Annotated in this window: 21 protein-coding genes and 1 other RNA gene; 8 read left to right on the top strand and 14 right to left on the bottom strand. The window is 64.4% G+C overall.

All coding sequences use genetic code 11. The features are described from left to right. Nucleotides 1-198: 198 nt before the first annotated feature. Entirely contained in the window at nucleotides 199-885 is a 687-nt protein-coding gene (gene rlmE / locus CYJ07_RS16870; protein ID WP_269320558.1) for a 23S rRNA (uridine(2552)-2'-O)-methyltransferase RlmE, read from the bottom strand. A gap of 163 nt (nucleotides 886-1048) precedes the next feature. Here rlmE and yhbY point away from each other — a divergent pair, with 163 nt between their 5' ends. Further along, a complete protein-coding gene (gene yhbY / locus CYJ07_RS16865; protein ID WP_104204887.1) occupies nucleotides 1049-1375 on the top strand; it encodes a ribosome assembly RNA-binding protein YhbY in 327 nt (108 codons plus the stop codon). Nucleotides 1376-1492: 117 nt separating this feature from the next. On the opposite strand, the gene greA is transcribed toward yhbY, so the two are convergent. The 4 genes from greA to dapB all read right to left on the bottom strand — a co-directional run bounded on the left by greA (nucleotide 1493) and on the right by dapB (nucleotide 7443). Then, nucleotides 1493-1969 (bottom strand): transcription elongation factor GreA, encoded by a 477-nt coding sequence (gene greA, locus CYJ07_RS16860; protein WP_104204886.1) that lies wholly within the window; start codon nucleotides 1967-1969, stop codon nucleotides 1493-1495. Continuing rightward, complete coding sequence (gene carB / locus CYJ07_RS16855; protein ID WP_104204885.1) at nucleotides 1966-5196, bottom strand: carbamoyl-phosphate synthase large subunit; 3231 nt, start codon at nucleotides 5194-5196, stop codon at nucleotides 1966-1968. Before carB ends, greA begins: the two co-directional genes overlap by 4 nt. 50 nt (nucleotides 5197-5246) lie before the next feature. Next, nucleotides 5247-6392, bottom strand: a complete 1146-nt coding sequence (carA, locus tag CYJ07_RS16850; protein ID WP_104204884.1) for a glutamine-hydrolyzing carbamoyl-phosphate synthase small subunit — start codon at nucleotides 6390-6392, stop codon at nucleotides 5247-5249. Between the two features lie 244 nt (nucleotides 6393-6636). Beyond that, a complete protein-coding gene (gene dapB / locus CYJ07_RS16845) occupies nucleotides 6637-7443 on the bottom strand; it encodes a 4-hydroxy-tetrahydrodipicolinate reductase (RefSeq protein ID WP_104204883.1) in 807 nt (268 codons plus the stop codon). A 135-nt stretch (nucleotides 7444-7578) separates the two neighbouring features. Between dapB and CYJ07_RS16840 the strand changes: the two genes are divergently transcribed. Continuing rightward, on the top strand, nucleotides 7579-9567 hold the full coding sequence (locus tag CYJ07_RS16840) for an MBL fold metallo-hydrolase (protein ID WP_104204882.1): 1989 nt from the start codon (nucleotides 7579-7581) through the stop codon (nucleotides 9565-9567). Here the strand turns inward: CYJ07_RS16840 and CYJ07_RS16835 are convergent. The 5 genes from CYJ07_RS16835 to grpE form a co-directional block, all read right to left on the bottom strand. Then, nucleotides 9564-10475 carry a DMT family transporter gene (locus CYJ07_RS16835; protein WP_231489673.1) on the bottom strand — a complete coding sequence of 304 codons (912 nt, stop codon included), beginning with the start codon at nucleotides 10473-10475 and terminating at the stop codon, nucleotides 9564-9566. The genes CYJ07_RS16840 and CYJ07_RS16835 overlap by 4 nt on opposite strands. After that, nucleotides 10472-10753, bottom strand: coding sequence for a DUF2218 domain-containing protein (locus CYJ07_RS16830; protein ID WP_104204880.1), 282 nt, complete (start codon nucleotides 10751-10753; stop codon nucleotides 10472-10474). The genes CYJ07_RS16835 and CYJ07_RS16830 overlap by 4 nt, the downstream gene beginning before the upstream one ends. A gap of 181 nt (nucleotides 10754-10934) precedes the next feature. Beyond that, complete coding sequence (dnaJ, locus tag CYJ07_RS16825; RefSeq protein ID WP_104204879.1) at nucleotides 10935-12086, bottom strand: molecular chaperone DnaJ; 1152 nt, start codon at nucleotides 12084-12086, stop codon at nucleotides 10935-10937. A 105-nt stretch (nucleotides 12087-12191) separates the two neighbouring features. Further along, nucleotides 12192-14123, bottom strand: a complete 1932-nt coding sequence (gene dnaK / locus CYJ07_RS16820) for a molecular chaperone DnaK (protein WP_104204878.1) — start codon at nucleotides 14121-14123, stop codon at nucleotides 12192-12194. A 121-nt stretch (nucleotides 14124-14244) separates the two neighbouring features. Next, nucleotides 14245-14874, bottom strand: coding sequence for a nucleotide exchange factor GrpE (gene grpE, locus CYJ07_RS16815; protein WP_104204877.1), 630 nt, complete (start codon nucleotides 14872-14874; stop codon nucleotides 14245-14247). Nucleotides 14875-15093: 219 nt separating this feature from the next. Between grpE and recN the strand changes: the two genes are divergently transcribed. Then, nucleotides 15094-16770, top strand: a complete 1677-nt coding sequence (recN, locus tag CYJ07_RS16810) for a DNA repair protein RecN (protein ID WP_104204876.1) — start codon at nucleotides 15094-15096, stop codon at nucleotides 16768-16770. 104 nt (nucleotides 16771-16874) lie between these two features. Here the strand turns inward: recN and fur are convergent, their stop codons facing one another. Next, entirely contained in the window at nucleotides 16875-17321 is a 447-nt protein-coding gene (gene fur / locus CYJ07_RS16805) for a ferric iron uptake transcriptional regulator (RefSeq protein WP_104204875.1), read from the bottom strand. 72 nt (nucleotides 17322-17393) lie between these two features. Here fur and CYJ07_RS16800 point away from each other — a divergent pair, with 72 nt between their 5' ends. After that, entirely contained in the window at nucleotides 17394-17879 is a 486-nt protein-coding gene (locus tag CYJ07_RS16800) for an outer membrane protein assembly factor BamE (RefSeq protein WP_104204874.1), read from the top strand. Here the strand turns inward: CYJ07_RS16800 and CYJ07_RS16795 are convergent. Together CYJ07_RS16795 and CYJ07_RS16790 are read right to left on the bottom strand one after the other, a co-directional pair. Continuing rightward, nucleotides 17876-18184 carry an RnfH family protein gene (locus CYJ07_RS16795; protein WP_104204873.1) on the bottom strand — a complete coding sequence of 103 codons (309 nt, stop codon included), beginning with the start codon at nucleotides 18182-18184 and terminating at the stop codon, nucleotides 17876-17878. The genes CYJ07_RS16800 and CYJ07_RS16795 overlap by 4 nt on opposite strands. Beyond that, nucleotides 18174-18608 carry a type II toxin-antitoxin system RatA family toxin gene (locus tag CYJ07_RS16790; RefSeq protein ID WP_104204872.1) on the bottom strand — a complete coding sequence of 145 codons (435 nt, stop codon included), beginning with the start codon at nucleotides 18606-18608 and terminating at the stop codon, nucleotides 18174-18176. Before CYJ07_RS16790 ends, CYJ07_RS16795 begins: the two co-directional genes overlap by 11 nt. Nucleotides 18609-18737: 129 nt before the next feature. Here CYJ07_RS16790 and smpB point away from each other — a divergent pair, with 129 nt between their 5' ends. Beyond that, nucleotides 18738-19229: an SsrA-binding protein SmpB gene (gene smpB / locus CYJ07_RS16785; protein WP_104204871.1), complete on the top strand. Its 492-nt coding sequence runs from the start codon at nucleotides 18738-18740 to the stop codon at nucleotides 19227-19229. Between the two features lie 125 nt (nucleotides 19230-19354). After that, nucleotides 19355-19735: a transfer-messenger RNA gene (gene ssrA, locus CYJ07_RS16780) on the top strand. Between the two features lie 83 nt (nucleotides 19736-19818). Here ssrA and CYJ07_RS16775 read toward each other — a convergent pair. Then, nucleotides 19819-20595: a Crp/Fnr family transcriptional regulator gene (locus CYJ07_RS16775; RefSeq protein ID WP_104204870.1), complete on the bottom strand. Its 777-nt coding sequence runs from the start codon at nucleotides 20593-20595 to the stop codon at nucleotides 19819-19821. 436 nt (nucleotides 20596-21031) lie between these two features. Here CYJ07_RS16775 and CYJ07_RS16770 point away from each other — a divergent pair, with 436 nt between their 5' ends. Next, nucleotides 21032-22231 carry a saccharopine dehydrogenase family protein gene (locus tag CYJ07_RS16770; RefSeq protein WP_104204869.1) on the top strand — a complete coding sequence of 400 codons (1200 nt, stop codon included), beginning with the start codon at nucleotides 21032-21034 and terminating at the stop codon, nucleotides 22229-22231. Beyond that, on the top strand, nucleotides 22228-23379 hold the full coding sequence (gene nspC, locus CYJ07_RS16765; RefSeq protein ID WP_104204868.1) for a carboxynorspermidine decarboxylase: 1152 nt from the start codon (nucleotides 22228-22230) through the stop codon (nucleotides 23377-23379). Before CYJ07_RS16770 ends, nspC begins: the two co-directional genes overlap by 4 nt. Nucleotides 23380-23382 lie beyond the last annotated feature (3 nt).

Here is a 23382-nt window from a genome sequence, read left to right as displayed (position 1 = left end):
CGGCCGTAACGCCTGGCTCTATGACCACGGACGGCAGGGCATGTTCCACCCGGCCAGACAACCATCCTATACCCCACACTGTGACACAGTTGGGCGGTGCTGTCCGGCCATGGCGTCATTAGTCTGTCACTATCTAACAGGTCGCTGTCGCGGCCGGCCGGATCGGCCGCGAACGAGACCGAGTCGTGCAGAGACGACTCAGCCATGAAATCCTTCCGCCAGCAGGTAGACTTCCCGCGAACGGGTGCGCGAAGCCTCCGGCTTGCGGGTCACCACTCGATCGAAACTGGCACGCAGCTCCTTGAGATAGGCGTCGAAGCCTTCGCCCTGGAATACCTTGGCCAGGAAGCAGCCGCCCGGCGCCAGCGTCTGTCGAGCCAGGTCCAGCGCCAGTTCCACCAGGTACATGGCTTGCGGCTGGTCGATGGCGCTCATGCCGCTCATGTTGGGCGCCATATCGGACATCACGAGATCGACTGGGCGATCGCCCAGCACGGCGAGGATCGCTTCGAGCACGGCCTCCTCGGTGAAGTCGCCCTGGATGAACTCGACGCCGGCCAGGGCATCCATTTCGAGGATGTCGGAGGCGATCACCATACCGTGGTCGCCGACCTTGTCCGCAGCCACCTGGCTCCAGCCGCCGGGTGCCGCGCCCAGGTCGATCACTGTCATGCCCGGTTTGAGCAGGCGATCCTTCTCGTCGAGCGCGAGCAGCTTGTAGCTGGCACGACTGCGATAACCGTCCTGCCAGCTCTGCTGCACGAAACGGTCGTCGAAGTGCTCCTTGAGCCAGGAGGCCGAGGTCTTGCTGACGGTGCGCTTGCCGCGCTGCTGACGCGAGGCTTCAGGCCCGCCGCCGCGAGACGAGGAAGAGGATCGAGCCACACGATCACCTTGATTGATATTTCGGACCACGAGCAGGCCAGTCGGCCTGGGTCGGTGTGACGCGAAGCTGAACAGAACCCGACATGGGACTGTCATGCTTTCGCCGACGCGCATTTCACCGTACCATGACAGGTTACGCGCAACCGGGAAGACGCAAGATACCATGAGCTTGTCACAGGCACAAAAGAAAGCATTCCGCAGCATCGGCCACCACCTGAACCCCGTGGTCACGGTCTCGGAGAACGGCGTTTCCGAGGGCGTGCTGGCCGAGCTCGACCGGGCGCTGTCGGATCACGAGCTGATCAAGGTGAAGCTGGCCCTGCCGGAGCGCGACGACCGTGCTGCGATGCTCGATGAACTGCTGGAGGCGAGCGGCGCCGAGCGCGTGCAGACCATCGGCAAGATGGCGCTGCTCTACCGCAAGAATCCCCAGGCCAATCCGAAGCTGTCCAACGTGAAGCGCTTCGAGAATCACCACGGCCGGCACTGACGCGCTTCGCGCGCTGGAAGCCAGCATGATGTAGCACCTCCAGATACCAAACACCCCGCGGCCATGGTCGCGGGGTGTTGTTTCTTCATGCTTCCAGCTCAAGGCTTCAAGCTTGGGTCAGAGATGTCGGACGCCTGAAATCTCGTACTCCACCTCGCCGCCCGGCGTGTTGACCACCACCACGTCACCCTCCTCCTTGCCGATCAGGGCACGCGCGATGGGCGAGGTGACGGAAATCTTGCCCGCCTTGATGTCGGCCTCGTCCTCGCCGACGATCTGGTAGCTGACCTCCTCGTCGTTGTTGAGGTTGATCAGCTCGACGGTGACGCCGAAGATCACCTTGCCGGTCTGCGGCAGCTTCTGCACGTCGATCACCTGGGCGCTGGAGAGCTTGCTCTCGATCTCCTTGATTCGTCCCTCGATGAAGCCCTGCTGCTCGCGCGCCGCATGGTATTCGGCGTTCTCCTTCAGATCGCCGTGCTCGCGAGCCTCGGCGATGGCATCGATCACCCGAGGACGCTCGACACCCTTGAGCTGTTCCAGCTCCTCACGCAGGCGCGCCTCGCCTGCGACGGTCATCGGGACCTTGTTCATTGTGTGGCTCCTGCATGCAGTTCCTGTAGCCGACGTACCGTGATCGCATTGCCGTATTCAAGCGCCATGCAAACGGCGCTGGCCCCGGCCAGGGTGGTGGCGTAGGGCACCTTTCGGGCAAGCGCGGTACGACGGATCACCGAGGAGTCGTTGATGGCCTGACGCCCCTCGGTGGTATTGACGATGTAGTCGATCTCGTCGTTCTTGAGCAGATCGACGATATGCGGACGGCCTTCGTAAACCTTGTTCACGACCTCCACCTCGAGCCCGGCGGCGGTGAGGGCGGCAGCGGTGCCGCGGGTCGCGCACAACGTGAACCCCAATCCTAGCAGAGAACGCGCTATCTCGATAACACCGGCCTTGTCCGGTTCGCGCACCGAGAGGAATGCCTTGCGCTCGCCGGTCAGCGCGGGAATCGCCTCGCCAGCCCCCAGCTGCGCCTTGTAGAAGGCCTCGGCGAAAGTGTCACCGGAGCCCATCACCTCACCGGTGGACTTCATTTCCGGCGACAGGATGGGATCGACGCCGGGGAACTTGTTGAACGGGAAGACCGCCTCCTTGACGCTGTAGAAGTGCGGCACGATCTCGCGGGTGAAGCCCTGCTCGGCCAGGGTCTTGCCGGCCATGCAGCGGGCGGCGATCTGGGCCAGCGAGGTGCCGATGCACTTGGAGACGAAGGGCGCGGTGCGAGAGGCGCGCGGATTGACCTCGATGACGTAGATCTCGCCGTCCTGCCAGGCAAGCTGCACGTTCATCAGACCCACAACGCCGAGCTCGACGGCCATGCGCTTGACCTGGTCGCGCATCTCGTCCTGCACCTCAGCGGGCAGCGAGTAGGGCGGCAGCGCGCAGGCGGAGTCGCCGGAGTGTACGCCGGCCTGTTCGATATGCTGCATGATGCCGCCGATCACCACCTCGTGGCCGTCGGAGACGGCGTCGATGTCTATCTCGATGGCGGCATTGAGGAAATGATCGAGCAGTACCGGCGAGTCGTTGGAGACCTTGACCGCGTGAGTCATGTAGTTCTCCAGCTCGTCGGCGGAATATACGATCTCCATGGCACGACCGCCGAGCACGTAGCTCGGGCGGACCACCAGCGGATAGCCGATCGCCTCGGCCTTGACGAAGGCCTCGTCGAAGCTGCGCGCGGTGGCGTTGGGCGGCTGCTTGAGGCCCAGCTTGTCGATCATCTGCTGGAAGCGCTCGCGGTCCTCGGCGCGGTCGATGGCGTCCGGCGTGGTGCCGATGATCGGCACGCCGGCAGCCTCGAGCTCACGGGCGAGCTTGAGCGGGGTCTGCCCGCCGAACTGCACGATCACGCCGACCGGCTGCTCCTTGTCCGCGATTTCCAGCACGTCCTCCAGAGTGACCGGCTCGAAATAGAGGCGGTCGGAGGTGTCGTAGTCGGTAGAGACGGTTTCCGGGTTGCAGTTGACCATAATGGTCTCATAGCCGTCGTCACGCATGGCGAAGGCGGCGTGGACGCAGCAATAGTCGAACTCGATGCCCTGGCCGATGCGGTTGGGCCCACCGCCCAACACCATAATCTTCTTACGCTCGGAGACTTCGGCCTCGCACTCCTCCTCATAGGTGGAGTACATGTAAGCGGTGTCCGAGGCGAACTCGGCGGCGCAGGTGTCGACGCGCTTGTAGACCGGGCGAATGCCAGCCTTTTGTCGCGTGCGACGAAACTCTTTCTCGGAGACGCCGAGCAGCTTGGCCAGGCGTGCATCGGAAAAGCCCTTGCGCTTGAGACCGAACAGCTCGCGCGGCGAGAGCTCGGAGAGCGAGCGCTTGGCCACGTCCTGCTCGATGCGTACCAGATCCTCGAGCTGGACCAGGAACCAGGGATCGATCCTGGTCAGGAAGAAGATGTCATCGACGCTCATGCCGGCGCGCATGGCATCGGCGATGAAGAAGATGCGGTCGGCCCCGGCGGCCTGCAGCTCGCCCTTGATATGGGCCATGGCGTCGTCGCTGAACTCGGCGACCTTGGGGTCGAGGCCGTCGTTGCCGGTTTCGAGCCCACGCAGCGCCTTCTGCAGCGACTCCTGGAAAGTGCGACCGATGGCCATCACCTCGCCCACCGACTTCATCTGGGTAGTCAAGCGGTCGTTGGCCTGGGGGAACTTCTCGAAGGTGAAGCGCGGGATCTTGGTGACCACGTAGTCGATCGACGGCTCGAACGACGCCGGGGTGCGCCCGCCGGTGATGTCGTTGGAGAGCTCGTCCAGGGTATAACCCACCGCCAGCTTGGCGGCGATCTTGGCGATCGGGAAACCGGTGGCCTTGGAGGCCAGCGCCGAGGAGCGCGACACCCGCGGGTTCATCTCGATCACGACCATGCGCCCGGTATCCGGGTCGACGCCGAACTGCACGTTTGAACCGCCGGTCTCGACGCCGATCTCGCGCAGCACCGCAAGCGATGCATCGCGCATGATCTGGTATTCCTTGTCGGTCAGCGTCTGCGCCGGGGCCACGGTGATGGAGTCGCCAGTGTGCACGCCCATCGGGTCGAAGTTCTCGATCGCACAGACGATGATGCAGTTGTCGTTCTTGTCGCGAACGACTTCCATCTCGTATTCCTTCCAACCCAGCAGCGACTCGTCGATCAGCAGCTCATGGTTGTTCGAGAGCTCGAAGCCGCGGGTACAGATTTCCTCGAACTCTTCCTTGTTGTACGCCACGCCGCCGCCGGAGCCGCCCATGGTGTAGGAAGGACGAATGATTACCGGGAAGCCCAGCGACTCCTGGATGCGCCAGGCCTCTTCCATGCTGTGCGCCACCTCGGCCTTGGGGCATTCCAGGCCGATGCGCTTCATGGCCTGGTCGAAGAGGTCGCGATCCTCGGCCTTGTTGATGGCGTCGGCGTTGGCACCGATCATCTCCACGCCGTACTTCTCGAGCACGCCGTGCTTGTCGAGGTTGAGCGCGCAGTTGAGCGCGGTCTGGCCGCCCATGGTGGGCAGGATGGCATCGGGGCGCTCGGCCTCGATGATCTTCTCCACCGCCTGCCAGGTAATCGGCTCGATGTAGGTGGCATCGGCCATCGCCGGGTCGGTCATGATGGTGGCCGGATTGGAGTTGACCAGGATGACCCGGAAGCCCTCTTCGCGCAGCGCCTTGCAGGCCTGGGCGCCGGAGTAGTCGAATTCGCACGCCTGGCCGATGACGATGGGGCCGGCGCCAATGATCAGGATACTGTTGATGTCGGTACGCTTGGGCATGGTGCTCCCCGCTAAATAAGGTGACGAGTGGTGACGTTTCGGGGCTCGGCCTAGCGGCGGGCCTTCATCATTTCGACGAAGCGATCGAACAGCGGCGACACGTCGCGCGGCCCCGGGCTCGCCTCCGGGTGTCCCTGGAAGCTGAAAGCCGGACGGTCGGTCAGCTCGATGCCCTGCAGCGTGCCGTCGAACAGCGAGCGATGAATGGCGCGCACATTGCTCGGCAGGCTCGACTCGTCGACGGCGAAGCCGTGGTTCTGGCTGGTGATCATCACGCGGCCGCTGTCGAGGTCCTGCACCGGGTGGTTGGCACCGTGATGGCCATGATTCATCTTCACCGTCTTGGCGCCGGCGGCCAGCGCCAGCAGCTGGTGGCCCAGACAGATACCGAACACCGGAATGTCGGTCTCGAGCAGCTCCTGGATCGCCTTGATGGCATAGTCGCAGGGCGCGGGGTCGCCGGGGCCGTTGGCCAGCAGGATGCCGTCGGGGTGCTTGGCCAGCACCTCGGCGGCCGGGGTCTGTGCCGGCACCACGGTAAGGCGACAGCCGCGCGAGGCGAGCATGCGCAGGATGTTGTACTTAACGCCGTAGTCGTAGACCACCACGTGAAAAGGGCGCTCGCTGCCGGTGGCATCGAGATTGCCCTGGCCCAGCGCCCACTCGGCCTCGTGCCACTCATAGGCCTGCTTGCACGAGACCTCCTTGGCCAGGTCCATGCCCTTGAGGCCGGGGAAGTCGCGCGCCGCGACCAACGCCCGCTCGACGGCACCGTCGCCTTCGGCCTCGGCGCCGGCGAGGATCGCCCCGTTCTGGGCTCCCTTGTCGCGCAGGATGCGGGTCAGGCGGCGGGTGTCGATATCGGCGATGCCGAGCACGTTTCGACTCTTCAGGTAATCCGAAAGCGACTGCTCGGAGCGGAAGTTGCTGGCGACGAGCGGCAGGTCGCGGATCACCAGGCCAGCAGCGGCGATGCCGTCGGACTCGACGTCCTCGGCGTTGACCCCGGTATTGCCGATGTGCGGGTAGGTCAGGGTCACGATCTGTCGGGTATAGGAGAGGTCGGTCAGGATCTCCTGATAGCCGGTCATGGCCGTATTGAACACCACCTCACCGCTGGTTTGCCCATCGGCGCCGATGGCCGTGCCGTGAAACACGCTGCCGTCTTCCAGGGCCAGGATCGCGGGTCTGTTCAACGTAACTTCCTCCCATGCTGATGCGAGCCCGAGGGGTGCGGACTCTGCGGCCGATGCCGCAACGACAGATTCGGCTCGTAAAAAAGCGGGACGAAGCCGATAGGAAAAACCGGTTTCATCCCGCTTGTTGTCGGTATTGCTCGGGGCCTGGCCACGCAACAAGCGCGCAGTGGGTCTGCTGTTTTCAGGCGCCCGGCCAAAATTTTGGGGATATTACAGGATTCTCCTCGCTTCGACCACCCCTTTAGTCCAGGCCGAGCACATCCTGCATGCCGTAGCGTCCATTGCCCTGCTCGGCCACCCAGCGCGCCGCACGCACCGCCCCCTTGGCGAAGGTCATGCGGCTACTCGCCTTGTGGGTGATCTCGATGCGCTCGCCCTCGGTGGCAAACATTACCGTGTGCTCGCCGACGATATCGCCGGCGCGCACCGTGGCGAAGCCGATCTCCTTGTCCATACGCGGGCCGCACTGGCCGACGCGCTCGAACACGCCGTGCTCCTTGAGCGTGCGCCCCAGCGCCTCGGCCACCACCTCGCCCATCTTCAGCGCGGTGCCGGAGGGCGAATCGACCTTATGGCGATGGTGAGCCTCGATCACCTCGATGTCGTACCCCTCATCGCCCAGTGCCCGGGCGGCGGTCTCGAGCAGCTTCAGGGTCAGGTTTACGCCCACGCTCATGTTGGGGGCGAATACCATCGGCAGCTTGTCGCGATAGCCGTCGAGTTCGGCCAGCTCATCGTCAGAGAGGCCGGTGGTGCCGATCACCATGCGCTTGCCGTTGGCGGCGCAGAAAGCCAGGTTGGCCAGCGTCACCCGGGGGGCGGTGAAGTCGATCAGCACGTCGAAGTCGTCGACAATGGCCTCGAGAGAGTCCACCGCGGTCACGTCCAGCTTGCCCAGTCCCGCCAGTTCACCGATATCGGCACCGGCAAGCGAACTGCCCGGCTCGACGATACCGCCGGCCAGGGTGGCTCCGGCCTCCTGCTGCACGGCGTTGACCAGGATGCGGCCCATGCGGCCGGCGACACCGACGATGGCAATACGGGTCATGCGGACTCCTACGAAAAATGAAGGCTCGGGAACGAGGAGCAGTATACCAGAGCCGCGTCCGCCCAGGCCGCTCGCTTGGGCAAGTCAGAGGCTATCGCCCACACTGTGGCTAGGACACGCAGAGCAAGGAGCGCCATGCCGATCCCGATGCCCCCGCACTCTCCCGACGACACCGTCCTGCTCGAACTGCTGCGCCGCCATCCGCGCGTGCTGCTGACCGGCCCGCCCGGCAGCGGCAAGACCACGCTCGCCCGCCGCGTGGCGGCCCGGCTGGCCGAGCTCGGCGACGCCTGTCGCTGCCTGGCCGCTGACCCCGGCCTGCCCGGCTTCGGCCCGCCCGGCGCCGTGTGCCTGGGCCGCTGGGACCCGATGCGGGGGGAGGGCGGCGAATGGCGACTCGAGGCCATCGAGGCACTAGCCACGCTGGACGGCTCGCGCTTCCGCCTGCCGCTGGGGGAAGCGGTGCGTCGTCTTGCCGAACGGGTCGAGGCCGGGCCGCTGCTCGTCGACGCCCCAGGCGTGGAACGCGGCATCGGCGGCGCCGAGCTGCTGCCGGCACTTGCCAGCGCCGGCAACGTCGGTGCCGTCGTACGCCAGTCGCCCGAAGGCGAACCCGACCCCTACTCTCAGGAAAGGGTCTCGCTGGGTTTGGAGACACTGAGCCTGCCGGCCGCGCCGGAAGCACGTCATCCAGGCAAGCAGCGGCGCACTCTCTGGCGCACCGAAGCCTGGGACGCCTACCTCAGCGACGCCACGACCCATGAGCTCGATCTCGCCGGCCTGGCCATCCTCGGCACACCGCCACCGCGGGATGCCGTGGCCGCCTGGCAGGGACGTCAAGTCGGCCTGCTCGATGTCGATGGTCGCACCCTGGCCATGGGCGAGGTGCTCGCCCTGGAAGACGAGCGGCTGCGGCTGCGGGCTCCCGTGCCGGTAGCGACTCCCCGCGCCCTGGTGGTTCGCGACGCCGTTCGCCATCGCGAAGGGCAGCTCGGCACGGCCCGCCCCTTGCACACTCCACACGCCACGGCACCGGACGAAGAGCCGTCGCTCAGCCTACCCCAGGAGTCGCAGGACGGCCCACGCCCCACGCTGCGCCTCGACGGCCTGCGCGCCACACTGGTCAACGGCGTGTTCGGTGACCCGCTTCTGCATCTTCGCTTGCGTCATCGCAAGCGCAGCCTGCTGTTCGACCTGGGCGACCCCGGCCGGCTGCCGGCGCGACTGGCCCACCAGGTCAGCGACGTTTTCATCAGCCATGCCCACTTCGACCATATCGGCGGCTTCCTGTGGCTGTTGCGCTCGCGCATCGGCGACTACACGCCGTGCCGGGTCTACGGCCCGCCCGGGCTCGCCGGCCACCTGGACGGCTTGATGCGCGGCATTCTGTGGGACCGCGTCGAGGAGAAGGCGCCCCGCTTCGAGGTCTTTGAGCTGCACGGTGAACGCCTGGCGCCCTACCGCCTCGTCGCCGGCCAGCCGATGAAGGCGCTGTCCCCACGAGAGGTGGATGACGGCGTGCTGCACCTAGAGCCCAGTTTTCGCGTGCGCGCCGTCACGTTGGATCACGGCACGCCGGTGCTGGCTTTCGCCTACGAGTCGGACGTTCAGGTCAAGGTGCGCAAGGAGCGGCTGGAAGCGCACGGCTGGAAACCCGGCCCGTGGCTCGGCGAGCTCAAGCAGCGTGTGCTGGCCGGCATGGACGAGGCGCTCATCGACCTGCCCGACGGCAGCCGGCGGGCAGTCGCCGAGCTGGCGGAGCGCCTGCTGCTGTCGCAGCCCGGTAAACGCCTGGTCTACGCCACCGACTTCGGCGATACCCCCGCGAATCGCGAGCGCCTGCTCACGCTCGCCCGCGGCGCCGAGGCGCTGTTCTGCGAAGCCTCGTTTCGCGAGGACCAGGCCGAGCAGGCCCGACGCACCGGCCATCTGACGGCCCGCGCCTGTGGCGAGATCGCCGCCGCGGCCGAGGTCGGCCAACTGGTGCCGTTCCACTTCTCACGCCGCCACGTGGATGACGTGCGCGAACTCTACGCCGAGATTCGCCGGCATTTCCCGCGCTTGGCCGCCACTCCCGGCAGCGAGCCCGCCCCCTGGGACGAAGACGAGGAAGATAGCGACTAGCCAGTTTCGTGCCGACCATTCTGGCGCAGCAACAGACCGATGGCGACGAGCACCAGCACGCTGCCCGGCAGCCACTGCCAGCCGATCTGCTCGGGCACGGTGACGAACAACAGCAGCATGGAGACGAACGGCACCATGTAGCCGTAGGCGGTAACGGCGCCGGGGGTGAGCACGGAGGTGGCACGCTGCATCAGCCAAAAGGTGAGTGCACTGGAAAAGAGGCCGAGATAGACCACCAGGGCAAGGTCCTGCCAGCGCATGCTGGCGAGACGGGCAGCAGGCTCGATGGCGAGCCCCAGCAGGCCGATGGCGAGCCCGCCCAGCCCCAGGCTCCAGAAGGTACGCACCGCGGCCGACTCGGGCAGCCAGCCGCGGGCCAGGCCCCACTTGCTGAGTACCGGATAGAGTGCCGACGACACGCAGCCGAGGAAGAATACCGTCTCACCGATGCCCAGTTGCAGGCCTTCACCGTGGCTGAGAGCCTCGGCGAAGGCGAGCGCCAGTGCCCCGCAGGCGCCCAGCGCCAGGATCGCCGGCAGCTGCCAGTTCAACCGCTCGACGCGAAACCCGAGCCCCAGCAGGTAGGCCAGCAGCGGCACGGTGACATAGAGCGTGGCCATGGAAAGCGCAGTGGCGTGGTGTGCGGCCCAGAACATGGCGCCGAAGAACCCGGCCAGGCACAGTCCCATCAGTGCATAGAGCGGCAGCACCCGCCAGGGCGGCAGGAAATCCGCCGAGCGCCGCGCCAGCCACCACAACCCGGCGCAGGCGATGGCGAAGCGCAGGGCGGTGAGCGACAGCGGTGGCAGCTTGCCCATCAGCTCCACGGCGGGGAACGACAGCCCCACCAGCAGCGCCCACAGCAGCATGCCGAGATGGGCGAGGCGGGGTGATATCGGCGCGCTCAATTTTCCCAGACGATAGCCAGCTCCTCGTCACCCGCCATGCGCTGCAGGTGGGAATCCACCACTCCCTCCAAGCGATCGAGCGTCTCTTCGTCCAGCGCCTCGATGGCCACCACCAGCTTGCCCGGCTCAACGCGCATCACGCAGGAGCCGTCCTCGAACACCACGCGGCTCTCCTCCTCGCCCTGCTCCACCTCCAGCTTGTGGGCCCAGTGCTTGCACAGCCGGTTCATCAGCCTCGCCCCGGATTCGGTGACGACTTCGGCACGCGACATCGGCATAACACGATCTCCATTCGTATCGGAATTACCAGCCTAAGACGCGCAGCGGGATCGGCGCCAGCCCTGAAACGCGCGCTGCGCAGAACGGCATGTTCGACCCGGTGCACCACGATGAAAGGGCCGGCAATGAAAAGCCCCCGATGCCCAGGGCATCGGGGGCTTGCGATGGCGAGGCCGGGCCTTACGGCTTCATGTCCTCGAAGAACTTCTTCACGCCGTCGAAGAAACTGGTCTTCTTCGGCGAGTGGCTGCGGCTGTTGCTGCCGTCGAGGCTCTCCTGCAGCAGGCGCAGGAGCTCCTTCTGCTCCTCGTTGAGGTTGACCGGGGTTTCCACCACCACCTTGCACAGCAGGTCGCCGGGAGGACCGCCGCGCACCGGCTTGACGCCCTTGCCACGCAGTCGGAAGAGCTTGCCGGTCTGAGTCTCGGGCGGAATCTTGAGCTTGACCCGTCCGTCCAGCGTGGGCACCTCGAGCTCGCCGCCGAGCGCGGCGTCAACGAAGTTGATCGGCACCTCGCACTGCAGGTGCTTGCCGTCGCGCTGGAAAATGTGGTGTGGCTTGATCGCCACCTGGACGTAGAGATCGCCGGGCGGGCCACCGTTGATGCCGGACTCGCCCTCGCCGTTGAGGCGGATGCGATCGCCGGTATCCACCCCGGCGGGAATCTTCACCGACAGGGTGCGAGTCTCGCGTACCCGGCCCTCGCCATGGCACTTGTGGCACGGTACCTTGATATGCACGCCGCTGCCGTGACAGGTCGGACAGGTCTGCTGCACGGCGAAGAAGCCCTGCTGCATGCGCACCTGACCGTGCCCGTTACACGTGGGGCAGGTCTCCTTGGTGGAACCCGGCTCGGCGCCCTGCCCGTCGCAGCGATCGCATTCGATATGCCGCGGCACGCGAATGTCGACGGTGGTGCCGGCCACTGCGCTCTCGAGGTCGAGCTCCAGGTTGTAGCGCAGGTCGCTGCCGCGCTGCGGCGCATGGGGGCTGCGCCGGCCGCCGCCACCGCCGAAGATATCGCCGAACACATCGCCGAAGATGTCGCTGAAGCCGCCAGCCCCGGCTCCGCCGAAACCGCCGCCGCCAAATCCGCCGGCCTGACCGTCGACGCCGGCATGGCCGAACTGATCGTAGGCGGCGCGCTTCTCGCTGTCGCTCAGAATCTCGTAGGCCTCGGACACCTCGCGGAAGCGTTCGGCCGCGGTGTCGTCGTCCGGGTTACGATCCGGGTGGTATTTTTGCGCCAGCCGTCGGTAGGCCTTCTTGATGTCTTTCGTGTCGGCCCCGCGCTCTACGCCGAGCACCTCATAATAATCGCGTTTGGACATGGGTCCATGCGCCTCCTGGTCTAGGCAGTTCTGCCCGATCCGCGGAAACGGCAACGCGGGAGTCGTCCCCCCGCGCTACCGTTGTCCGTGGCATCGCCTTGGCGATTACTGCTTCTTCTGGTCGTCGTTGACTTCTTCGTATTCAGCGTCGACCACGTCCTCTTCCGGCTTGCCACCGGCATCGGCCTGCTCACCGCCTGCCTGCTGAGCCGCCTCGGCCTGAGCGGCGTACATCTTCTGCGCCAGGTTGCCGGAGGCCTCGGTCAGCTTGTCCAGCTTGGCCTGGATGTCGTCCTTGTCGTCACCCTTGAGCGCTTCCTCCAGCTCGGAGGCGGCCGTCTCGATGGCCTGCCTCTCCTCGTCGGTGGCATGCTCGCCAGCCTCTTGCACGGTCTTGCGGGCAGCGTGAACCATGCCGTCGGCCTGGTTGCGCAGGGCCACCAGCTCCTCGAACTTCTTGTCCTCGTCGGCATGCGCCTCGGCGTCGCGAACCATCTGCTCGATCTCTTCCTCGGAGAGACCGCTGGAGGCCTTGATGACGATCGACTGTTCCTTGCCGGTGGCCTTGTCCTTGGCGGACACGTTGAGGATGCCGTTGGCGTCGAGGTCGAAGGCCACCTCGATCTGCGGCACGCCGCGCGGCGCCGGCGGAATGTCGGCCAGGTCGAAGCGGCCCAGCGACTTGTTTTGCGACGCCTGCTTGCGCTCACCCTGAAGCACGTGAATGGTCACGGCCGTCTGGTTGTCATCCGCGGTCGAGAAGGTCTGGGTCTTCTTGGTCGGGATGGTGGTGTTCTTCTCGATCAGCGGCGTCATCACGCCACCCAAGGTCTCGATGCCCAGCGTCAGCGGGGTGACGTCGAGCAGCAGCACGTCCTTGACGTCACCGCCCAACACGCCGCCCTGGATCGCCGCGCCCACGGCCACGGCCTCGTCCGGGTTGACGTCCTTGCGCGCTTCCTTGCCGAAGAAGTCGGCGACCTTCTTCTGCACCAGCGGCATGCGGGTTTGACCGCCAACCAGGATCACGTCGTCGATCTCGGAGGCGGACAGTCCGGCGTCGGCCAGCGCGGTCTTGCACGGCCCCATGGAGCGCTCGACCAGTTCCTCGACCAGCGACTCCAGCTTGGCCCGGGTCACCTTCACGTTGAGGTGCTTCGGACCGGTGTTGTCGGCGGTGATGTAAGGCAGATTGACGTCGGTCTGCTGGGCGCTGGATAACTCGATCTTGGCCTTCTCGGCGGCTTCCTTGAGGCGCTGCATGGCCAGGTTGTCGCCGGAGAGGTCGATGCCGCTGTCGGCCTTGAACTGATCGACCAGATAGTTGATCAGCTTCATGTCGAAGTCTTCGCCGCCCAGGAAGGTGTCGCCGTTGGTGGCCAGCACCTCGAACTGGGTCTCGCCGTCGACGTCGGCCACTTCGATGATCGAGATATCGAAGGTACCGCCGCCCAGGTCGTACACGGCGATGGTCTTGTCGCCGCGCGCCTTGTCCATGCCGTAGGCCAGCGCCGCCGCGGTGGGCTCATTGATGATGCGCTTGACCTCGAGGCCGGCGATGCGTCCGGCGTCCTTGGTCGCCTGGCGCTGGGAGTCGTTGAAGTAGGCCGGCACGGTGATAACCGCCTCGGTGACGGTCTCGCCCAGGTAGTCCTCGGCGGTCTTCTTCATCTTCTTCAATACTTCGGCGCTGACCTGCGGCGGCGCCAGCTTCTTGCCCTTCACCTCGACCCAGGCGTCGCCGTTGTCGGCCTCGACGATGCCGTAGGGCACCATCTTGATGTCCTTCTGCACGACATCGTCCTTGAAGCGACGACCGATCAGACGCTTGATGGCGTACAGGGTGTTCTGCGGGTTGGTGACCGCCTGGCGCTTGGCCGCCTGCCCCACCAAGGTCTCGCCATCATCGGTGTAGGCGATGATAGAGGGCGTGGTGCGGGCGCCTTCGGCGTTCTCGATCACCTTGGCGCTGTCGCCGTCGAGCACGGCCACACAGGAGTTGGTGGTCCCCAGGTCAATACCGATGATGCGTCCCATAGGAAATCCTCGAAATTCGTTTGCCTTGAATCCATCTCAGCGGCATCTGCCGCGGTTGACGTCTATCTGGGGGGCACAAACGAGCTTTTCAAGCCCCGCCCCCGTTTTCATCCGATCGGCCTCAGCCAGCCGCCTGACTGACCACGACCATGGCCGGGCGCACCAGGCGTCCGTTAAGCGTGTAGCCCTTCTGCACCACTTCCATCACGCTGTTGGGCTCGAGCTCGGGGTTGGGCACCATGGCCATGGCCTCGTGGAACTGCGGGTCGAACGGCTCGGCGGTCGGGTCGAGCGTCTCCACGCCGAACTTGGCCAGCACGTCCTGCTGCATCTTCAGCGTCATGGCGACACCCTCGCGATGGGCCTCGGTGGCGTCCTCGCCCATGGCCTCGAGCGCCTTCTCCAGGCTGTCCACCACCGGCAGCAGCTCCTTGACGAAGCGCTCCAGGGCGAACTTGCGTGCCTTCTCGGCCTCCTGCTCGGCGCGACGGCGCACGTTCTGCGCCTCGGCGGCGGCGCGCAGCGCCTGATCCTTGGCCTCGGCCAGGCTCTGCTCCAGCTCCTCGACCTGGGCCGCCAGCATGTCGGCTTCGGGGTTATCGCTCACCGTCGTCGGCTCCTCGGACGCGACGGCCTCGTCATCCCCGACGCCAACCGCGTCGTCCAGTTCGCCTTCCACCGGCTCCGGCTGGGCTTCTTCCTCGCGCCGTTCCAGCTCGTCGTCAAGCGGGGTCTGGGGTTCTTTAGCCATGCGCATCTCCTGAAGCGTGGTTCGGCCATGCGGCCGCAACGGTTTCGATTGGGCGAAAGCCTCGAGTCTGCCGCCTATATGGGGGCCCTGACCGTAATCTCAAGAGAGTCGAGGAACCGACGTAAAATGCGTGCGTTGAGAACCCACCTCGACTACTGTATAAAAACTCAACAACGTGTATGAATATCCAGCTTTGTGCGCCGGTTGCCGGGAGGTCTCATGCTGACTCAGCTTGCCATTCGCGATTACGCCATCGTCGATAGTCTCGACCTGGAGCTTGCCGGCGGTATGACCGCCATTACCGGCGAGACCGGCGCCGGGAAGTCGATCCTGCTCGGCGCCCTGGGGTTGTGCCTGGGCGAGCGCGCCGACGCCGGCAGCGTGCGTCACGGCTGCGAGCGCGCCGATCTCTCGGCGCGCTTCGATATTGCGACGCTTCCCGCCGCTCGCCAGTGGCTCGCGGAGCGCGAACTGCCCGTCGACGACTGTCTGCTGCGCCGCGTGGTGACGACCAACGGGCGCTCCAAGGCATGGATCAATGGCCAGCCGGCCACCGTTGCCGATCTCAAGGCACTGGGCGAGCATTTGGTCGAGATCCACGGTCAGCACGCGCATCAGGCGCTGCTACGTGAGGAGACCCACCTGCGCCTGCTCGACGACTTCGCCGGCCAGCGCACGGCGGTGACCGAGCTCGCCGACACCTACCGCCAGTGGCAATCGGCGAGACGGCGCCTCAAGCGCCTGACCGAGACCGGCGACGAGGTGCAGGCGCGCCGTCAACTACTGCGCTATCAGGTCGAGGAGCTCGACGCGCTGGCGCTGGGCGAGGAGGAGCTCGCCACGCTGGAGCACGAACAGGAGCAGCTCGCCCACGCCGAAGAGACGCTGCGCGAGGCGCAGTTCGCTGCCGAATGCTGCGATAGCGACGAGGGCGGCGCCCTGGCGCTGCTTAACCAGGCGATGCATCGCCTCGACCCGCTGCCCGGCAGCGATCGCGGCAGTCTGGCCGAGGTACTCGCCATGCTTGGTGACGCCCGCATCCAGATCGAGGAGGCCGCCCGCGAATTGCACCGTTTCGCCGACGCCACCGAGCTGGACCCGGAGCGGCTGGCCTGGGTTGAGTCGCGTCTGGGCGAGGTCCACCGCATCGCGCGCAAGCATCACGTGATGCCCGAGGAGCTGACCGCACTTCATCAGCGGCTGCAATCCGAACTGGATAGCCTCGAGGGCGGCGAGCATGACCTCGAAGCGCTACGCGCCGAGGTCGAAGCCCTGCGCGACGCCTGGCGCGAACAGGCGCGTGCGATCGGCGAGGCTCGCCGCCAGGCGGCGAGCCGCTTCGGCAAGGCCGTTCAGGAGCAGCTCGCCTTCCTGGCCATGGGGAAGGCCCGCTTCGAAGTGGATGTGGAGACACGTCAAACCCCACAGCCGGACGGCATGGAAGCAGTGCGCTTCCTGATCAGCGCCAACCCCGGCCAGCCGCCGCGCCCGCTGACCAAGGTCGCCTCGGGCGGGGAACTGTCGCGCATCAGCCTGGCGATCCAGGTGGTCGCCGCGCGCCACTCGACCATCCCCAGCCTGGTGTTCGACGAAGTGGATGTGGGCATCTCCGGCGCCACCGCCGAAATCGTCGGTCAGCTGCTGCGCCGACTGGGCGAGAACGGCCAGGTGATGACCGTGACCCACCTGCCCCAGGTGGCGGCCCAAGCGCATCACCATCTGCATATCGAGAAGCAGGCCAAGCGCAATACCACCCAGACCCGCATGGCGCTGCTCGACGAGGCCGGCCGGGTCAGTGAACTGGCCCGCATGCTCGGCGGCGTCAGCCTCTCCGATCGCACCCTGGCCCATGCCCGCGAGATGCTTGATGCCAGCCAGCAGGGCGCCTCGCATTAGGCCTACGCGCCAGACCGGCCAGACACGACGGCAATGAGCCCACCCAGACGAAAGCGGCCCCGATCATGGATCGGGGCCGCTTCGTATCGGCAACGGCAAGGAGCCTACTTGCGCGGCGAGCCTTCCTGGCGTGTGGTATTCGAGCCTCGCGGGCGCACGTAGAGCACCAAGGCATGATCGACGAGCTCGAAGCCGTGCTCCTCGGCAATCTCTCGCTGGCGACGCTCGATGGTCTCGTCGAAGAATTCGATGATCTCGCCGCTATCGAGGCACACCATGTGGTCGTGGTGCTCCTCCTGGGAGATCTCGAACACGGCATGGCCGCCATCGAAGTTGTGACGAATCACCAGACCGGCAGACTCGAACTGGGTCAGTACGCGATAGACGGTGGCCAGGCCGACGTCCTCACCGGCCTCGAGCAGCGTCTTGTAGACGTCCTCTGCGCTCAGGTGGTGCTGTCCCGTGGCATTCTCGAGAATCTGCAGGATTTTCACACGGGGCAAGGTGACCTTGAGGCCCGCCTTGCGCAATTCATGGTTCTGGTCGGCCATGTTAGCTCTTCGCAGTATCAGGTAGGGTCGGGTATGATCGACCGAATCCACGATAGTGAAGAACGGACACAAATGCAAAAGCTGATCAAAACCGTCCCCCTCCTCGTTGCTCTGACTGTGCTCAGCGGCTGCGTCTACAAGCGTGACCTGCCCCAGGGCAACCTCATCACCGCGGACATGGTCCAACAGCTCCAGCCCGGCATGAGTCGCGCCCAGGTTGCCGACGTGATGGGCCGTCCACTGCTGGAGGCCCCTTTCGACGCCAACCAGTGGGACTATGTGTTCCGGCTCGACGAGGCCTATGGCGGGGTGAAACAGCGCCGCGTGACTCTGACCTTCGCCGGCGACCGCCTGGTCGATATCGCCCAGCAGGGCGACCTTTCCGAGGATCTCGATCTCACGCCGGAAGAAGGCATGGGCCCCGCTTCGGAAGGCGCCAGCCCGATCGGCGTACTGCCCGGCAGCCAACCGGAAGCGGCCCCCGAATCCGCCCCGGATGCCGGCGGCACGCTGCCGCGTGGCGGCGAGCCGGCCACGGATGAGCCGCTGAACCTCTAGCGCGGGTTTCGCCCGGCGCGCTGCAGGCGCGCCGCCTTGGGGTCGATCTGCAATGAGCGGTAGATCTCGACTCGATCCCCATCGCGGAGCCGGTGGCGGGCGGGCTCGCGCAGTCGTCGACCGAAGACGCCCAGCTCTGCCTCGCTGAAGATACTCGCCGGCAGCTCGGGGAAGTGGCGCTCCATCCCGGCCAGGGCCACGGCCTCGCTCGCCGTGGCGCCTTCGCGCACCTCGAGCGTCACGATGCGTTGCCTGTCGGGAAGCGCGAAGGCCACTTCCACTCGGATCGTTCCGTCAGCGGCCATAGATTTCGTCGGCACGCTGGGTAAAGGCATCGACAAGTTGGCCGGCCACCTGCTGAAACAGTTTGCCGAAGGCCATCCCCAGCAGGCGATTGGCGAACTCGAACTCCATCTCCAGACAGACCTTGCAGGCGTCCTCCCCCATCGGCAGGAATAGCCAGCGACCTCGCAGCCGCTTGAAAGGACCGCTGACCAGCGACATCTCGATACGCTCGGGCTCGATCAGGTCATTGCGGGTAGTGAAGCTCTGCTCGATCCCCGCCCGACCCAGGGTCATCTCGCCGATCAGGTGCGAGTCGTCACGCTCGAGCAGCCTGGCCCGGCGACAGCCCGGCAGGAACTCCGGATAGCGCTCGAAGTCGTTGACCAGTTCGAACATCTCCCGAGGGGTATGCCGCACCAAGGCGGACCGATTGACCATTGGCATTGAGCTCTCCGCTGACTTCACAGTGCCCAGGGCGTATCATGAGCGGTTATTTCACGCCTTGAATGGTATCACGCTTCCCCCCATATCGAAGGGAGCGTTGCCAATCGGCAGAACATGACATGAGGTTCCATGGCCAACAAGAAAGGCAAGGGAAAGGGCCCCGGCAGCAGCGTCATCGCCCAGAACAAGAAGGCTCGCTTCGAGTATCATATCGACGAGTCCTTCGAGGCCGGACTGGTGCTGGCCGGCTGGGAGGTGAAGAGCCTGCGCGCCGGCAAGGCCCAGCTCACCGACACCTACATTCTGGTGAAGGATGGCGAGGCCTGGCTGTTGGGTAGCCATATAACGCCGCTCAACACCGCCAGCACCCACGAGATCGCCGATCCTTCCCGTACGCGCAAGCTGCTGCTGCATCGCAAGGAGATCGCCAGGATTTTCTCCCGCTCGCAGGAGAAGGGGCACACCTGCGTGCCGCTCAAGCTCTACTGGAAGGGCAACAAGGTAAAATGCGAGCTGGCGTTGGTGACGGGCAAGAAGCTGCACGACAAGCGCGCCACCGAGAAGGACCGCGACTGGCAGCGGCAGAAAGGTCGCATCATGCGGGAACACACCAAGGCTTGAGGTGTCACAGCATCGACACCGCCGCGGGTGGCTCCTCGAAATCGGCAAAAAACGGGGAATCAGTGGAACCAACCCACCCAACAGGTGTCATAGGCGTACCCATGCTGATAAGATGGGTCTGCTACGGGGGCGACATGGCTTCGACGCCGGTGACAACCTCCTAGGTGCATGCCGAGAGCGTGATGTATCTCGTAAATCCAACATCACGACTAAATAGTCGCAAACGACGACACCTACGCTCAGGGCGCGCTGGCAGCTTAAATAGCTGTTAGCTTCTAGCCCGGCCCCGAAGCGATGTGCCCATTCATCGCGGAGGGGATATGAGCTAAAACTGATGGGATCGCGGTTGGCGACGTCCTCTCGTCAATCGCTAAACCTTAGAGGAATCGCGTTGCTGGATCCTGCCCGTTGGAGCCAGTAGCGTTAAACCAAAAAACGGACCTAAGCATGTAGAGCCGAAGAGCGAGTGCCGGCGGACGCGGGTTCGATCCCCGCCGCCTCCACCAATCAAGCATACGAAAAAAGCACCTAGGGGTGCTTTTTTCGTTACTGTTGACTCCTAATCACACCCACCCGACATCTATGTTTACTACGCATGCCTCAGCTGCGCACGAGACCGGATGACGTGAAGATCCAGGAACGGAGATGGGATCGACTCGTCGAGGTAAGCGTCGCTGAACTCTGCCATGCATGCCAAAGCAGCTGGATCTGGTAATTGTACGCGCTGCCGGTCACGTAGCACCAATCCCTCGTCGCGTAGCATGGTGAAGGTTCGACTAACATGTACGGAGCTGAGCCCCAGCGCATCCCCCATTTGCTCCTGGGACAGCGGAAGTGAGAAAGTGTTGTCTTTCACGGCATCAATCCTGCTAAGGCGTAGGTACAGCTCGTAAAGGAAATGTGCCAATCGTTGCTGAGCTGTGTGGCGCCCCACATAGACTAACCTCTCGGTCAGCATTGCCTGCTGACGTACAGCAATTGCAACGATACCCGAAGCTAGCGTCGCCGAATAATCCACCACCTCGAAGAACTGTTGATGAGAGAAGGGACAAACCACTCCTTCATCAATCATCTCGACCCCAGCCAATCGACGGGAAAAACCGAAATCCCGCATGCCAATAATGTCACCGGGCAGGTAGAGCTTTAGTATCTGCTTGGCGCCGCTGTCCAAAGTGCGAAAGGAATAGGCCCACCCCTGCTTTAGAACGCAGAAAGCATCGACCCTATCATTCTCATGCCATAGTGTTTCGCAGGCATCCACCCGCCTGGGCTTTTCTTCAAGCTCAAGGAGCCGCTTTTCCTCTTCGGCAGACAACGCGCCGGACTTCCTAAGCTGCTGAAAAACCGGATTTTTTAGAAGGGTCACATCGGCAATCTCCAGGAGAAGAGAATACTCACATCTTACACCATTTGCTTATATAAAAATTCATAACATAAGTTATAGAGTTTTTCTCAGCATTCGATAACGTCAAGCCAGCTACAGCTCGTTGACAAAAAAGTGGTTTGCAAACAAAGGCATAAGGACTACCTCAAGGTCACAAAGAATTGTCTCGTTTTGTAATGATGGCGCATGACCTAAAGAGCGCTGTTCTGCTCACCTGTCGATCGCATCGTTTGCCCCGACTTTCGTCTAATCCGGACCACCAAAATCGCTTGATACCGTGGCCAGGGGAAGCCATCATCAGCGCCCAAGCGATGAGCGTGACCGGGGTGGCGTCGGGCCTGGGCATACGAGATGGCCGAAATCCCGATAAGACCCTACCCTTTCATAGTCATTTCCCCGATCTGGATTCGAGAGGCCCATGAGCAAAGTCCTGATTATCGGCGCCGGCGGCGTCGGAGGCGTCGTCACCCACAAGTGTGCCCAGCACCCGGAAGTCTTCAGCGAGATCTGCCTGGCCAGTCGCAACGAAGAGAAGTGCAAGGCTATCGCTGCCCAACTGGACCGTTCCATCCAGACGGCCCAGGTGGACGCCGATAGCGTCGACGACCTGGTCGCGCTGATCGAGTCGTTCAAGCCGGACGTGCTGATCCACGTGGCCCTGCCCTATCAGGACCTGACCATCATGGAGGCGTGCCTGCAAACCGGCGTGCCCTACCTCGATACCGCCAACTACGAGCACCCGGACGAGGCCAAGTTCGAGTACAAGGAGCAGTGGGCGTTTCACGACCGCTACGTCAAGGCGGGCAACATGGCCACCCTGGGCTGCGGCTTCGACCCGGGCATGACCAATATCTACTGCGCCTACGCCCAGAAGAATCTGTTCGACGAGATCCACCGCATCGACATCCTCGATGCCAACGGCGGCGATCACGGCTATCCGTTCGCAACCAACTTCAATCCGGAGATCAACATTCGCGAGATCACCGCGAACGGCCGCTACTGGGAAAACGGTGAATGGAAGGAGACCCCGCCGCTGGCCGAAAAGCGCAAGTTCGACTTCGACGGCATCGGCGAGAAGGACATCTACCTGCTCTACCACGAGGAGCTGGAGTCCCTCAGCAAGAACATCAAGGGGCTGGAGCGCATCCGCTTCTGGATGACCTTCTCCGAGCGCTACATCACCCATCTGAAGGTGCTCGAGAATGTCGGCATGACCAGCATCGAGCCGATCGAGGTGAACGGCTGCGAGATCTCGCCGCTGCAGTTCCTCAAGGCGGTGCTGCCCGACCCGGCCTCGCTCGGGCCGCGTACCAAGGGCAAGACCAATATCGGCATCATTGCCGACGGCATCAAGGACGGCAAGCGGCGCAAGGTGTACATCTACAACATCTGCGATCATGAGGAGAGCTACCGGGAAGTGAAGTCCCAGGCGATCTCCTATACCACCGGCGTGCCAGCCGTCACCGGCGCCATGCTGATGCTGCAGGGCATCTGGAAGGGCGAGGGCGTGTTCAACGTCGAGCAGCTCGATCCCGATCCCTTCATGGAGCGCATCGGCGACATGGGCCTGCCGTGGCAGGTAGTGGAACTCGATCCGGAACACGACCCTCTGGCATGACACGACTCGACTTCGACATACACGCCTGCCCGTCGCCGGCCTATGTGGTCGACGACGCGCTGCTGCGCCGCAACCTGGAGCTGCTGCGGCAGGTTCAGGAGGAGAGCGGCGCGCGCATTCTGCTGGCACTGAAGGGCTTCGCCATGTGGGATACCTTTCCACTGGTGAGCCAGTACCTGGTGGGCACCACCGCCAGCGGGCAGGACGAGGCGCGCCTGGGCGCGGAGACCTTCGGCGGCGAGGTGCACGTCTACTCGCCGGCCTTCACCGAGGAGGAGATGAACGTGGTGCTGCAGTATGCACATCACATCAGCTTCAACTCCCCGGGACAGTGGCGACACTTCCGCGACACCGTCGCGGCGGCGCCGCGCCAGGTTTCCTGCGGGCTGCGGGTCAACCCCGAGCGTTCGACGGGGCAGGTGGCGCTCTACGACCCCTGCTCCCCCGGTTCGCGTCTGGGCACGCGCGCAGTGGACATGGAAGGCGTCGATCTCGCAGGCCTGGAAGGGTTGCATTTCCACACCCTATGCGAGCAGAACAGCGACGCGCTCGAGGTCACGCTGGAAGCCTTCGAGGCCAGGTTCGGTCAGTATCTGGCCGACATGCGCTGGGTCAATTTCGGCGGCGGCCATCACATCACCCGCGCCGACTACGATATCGAACGCCTGGTGCGGCTGGTTCGCGGTTTCCGCGATCGCCATCCACACCTCACCGTCTATCTGGAGCCCGGCGAGGCGATAGCGCTGAACACCGGCTACCTGGTCTGCACGGTGCTGGACATCGTCGAGAACGACGGCCCCAACGCCATTCTCGATACATCGGCCACCGCGCACATGCCCGACGTACTGGAGATGCCCTACCGGCCGCAGATCGTCGGCGCCGGCGAGCCGGGCGAGAAAGCCCATACCTATCGCCTGGGCGGCACGACGTGCCTGGCCGGCGACGTGATCGGCCGCTACTCGTTCGACGAGCCGCTGTCCATCGGCGACCGCCTGGTGTTCACCGATATGGCTCACTACACCATGGTCAAGACCACCACCTTCAATGGCATTCGCCTGCCGTCGATCTGCCGCGTGGACGAAGTCAGCCGCAAGGTGCGCACGGTGAAGACCTTCGGCTATGAGGCCTACAAGGAACGCCTGAGCTAGCTT

Source organism: Billgrantia saliphila (genome assembly GCF_002930105.1).
GTDB lineage: Bacteria > Pseudomonadota > Gammaproteobacteria > Pseudomonadales > Halomonadaceae > Halomonas > Halomonas saliphila.
The sequence above is the reverse complement of the archived record's forward strand: the minus strand, read 5'-3'. Positions and strand labels throughout refer to the sequence as shown.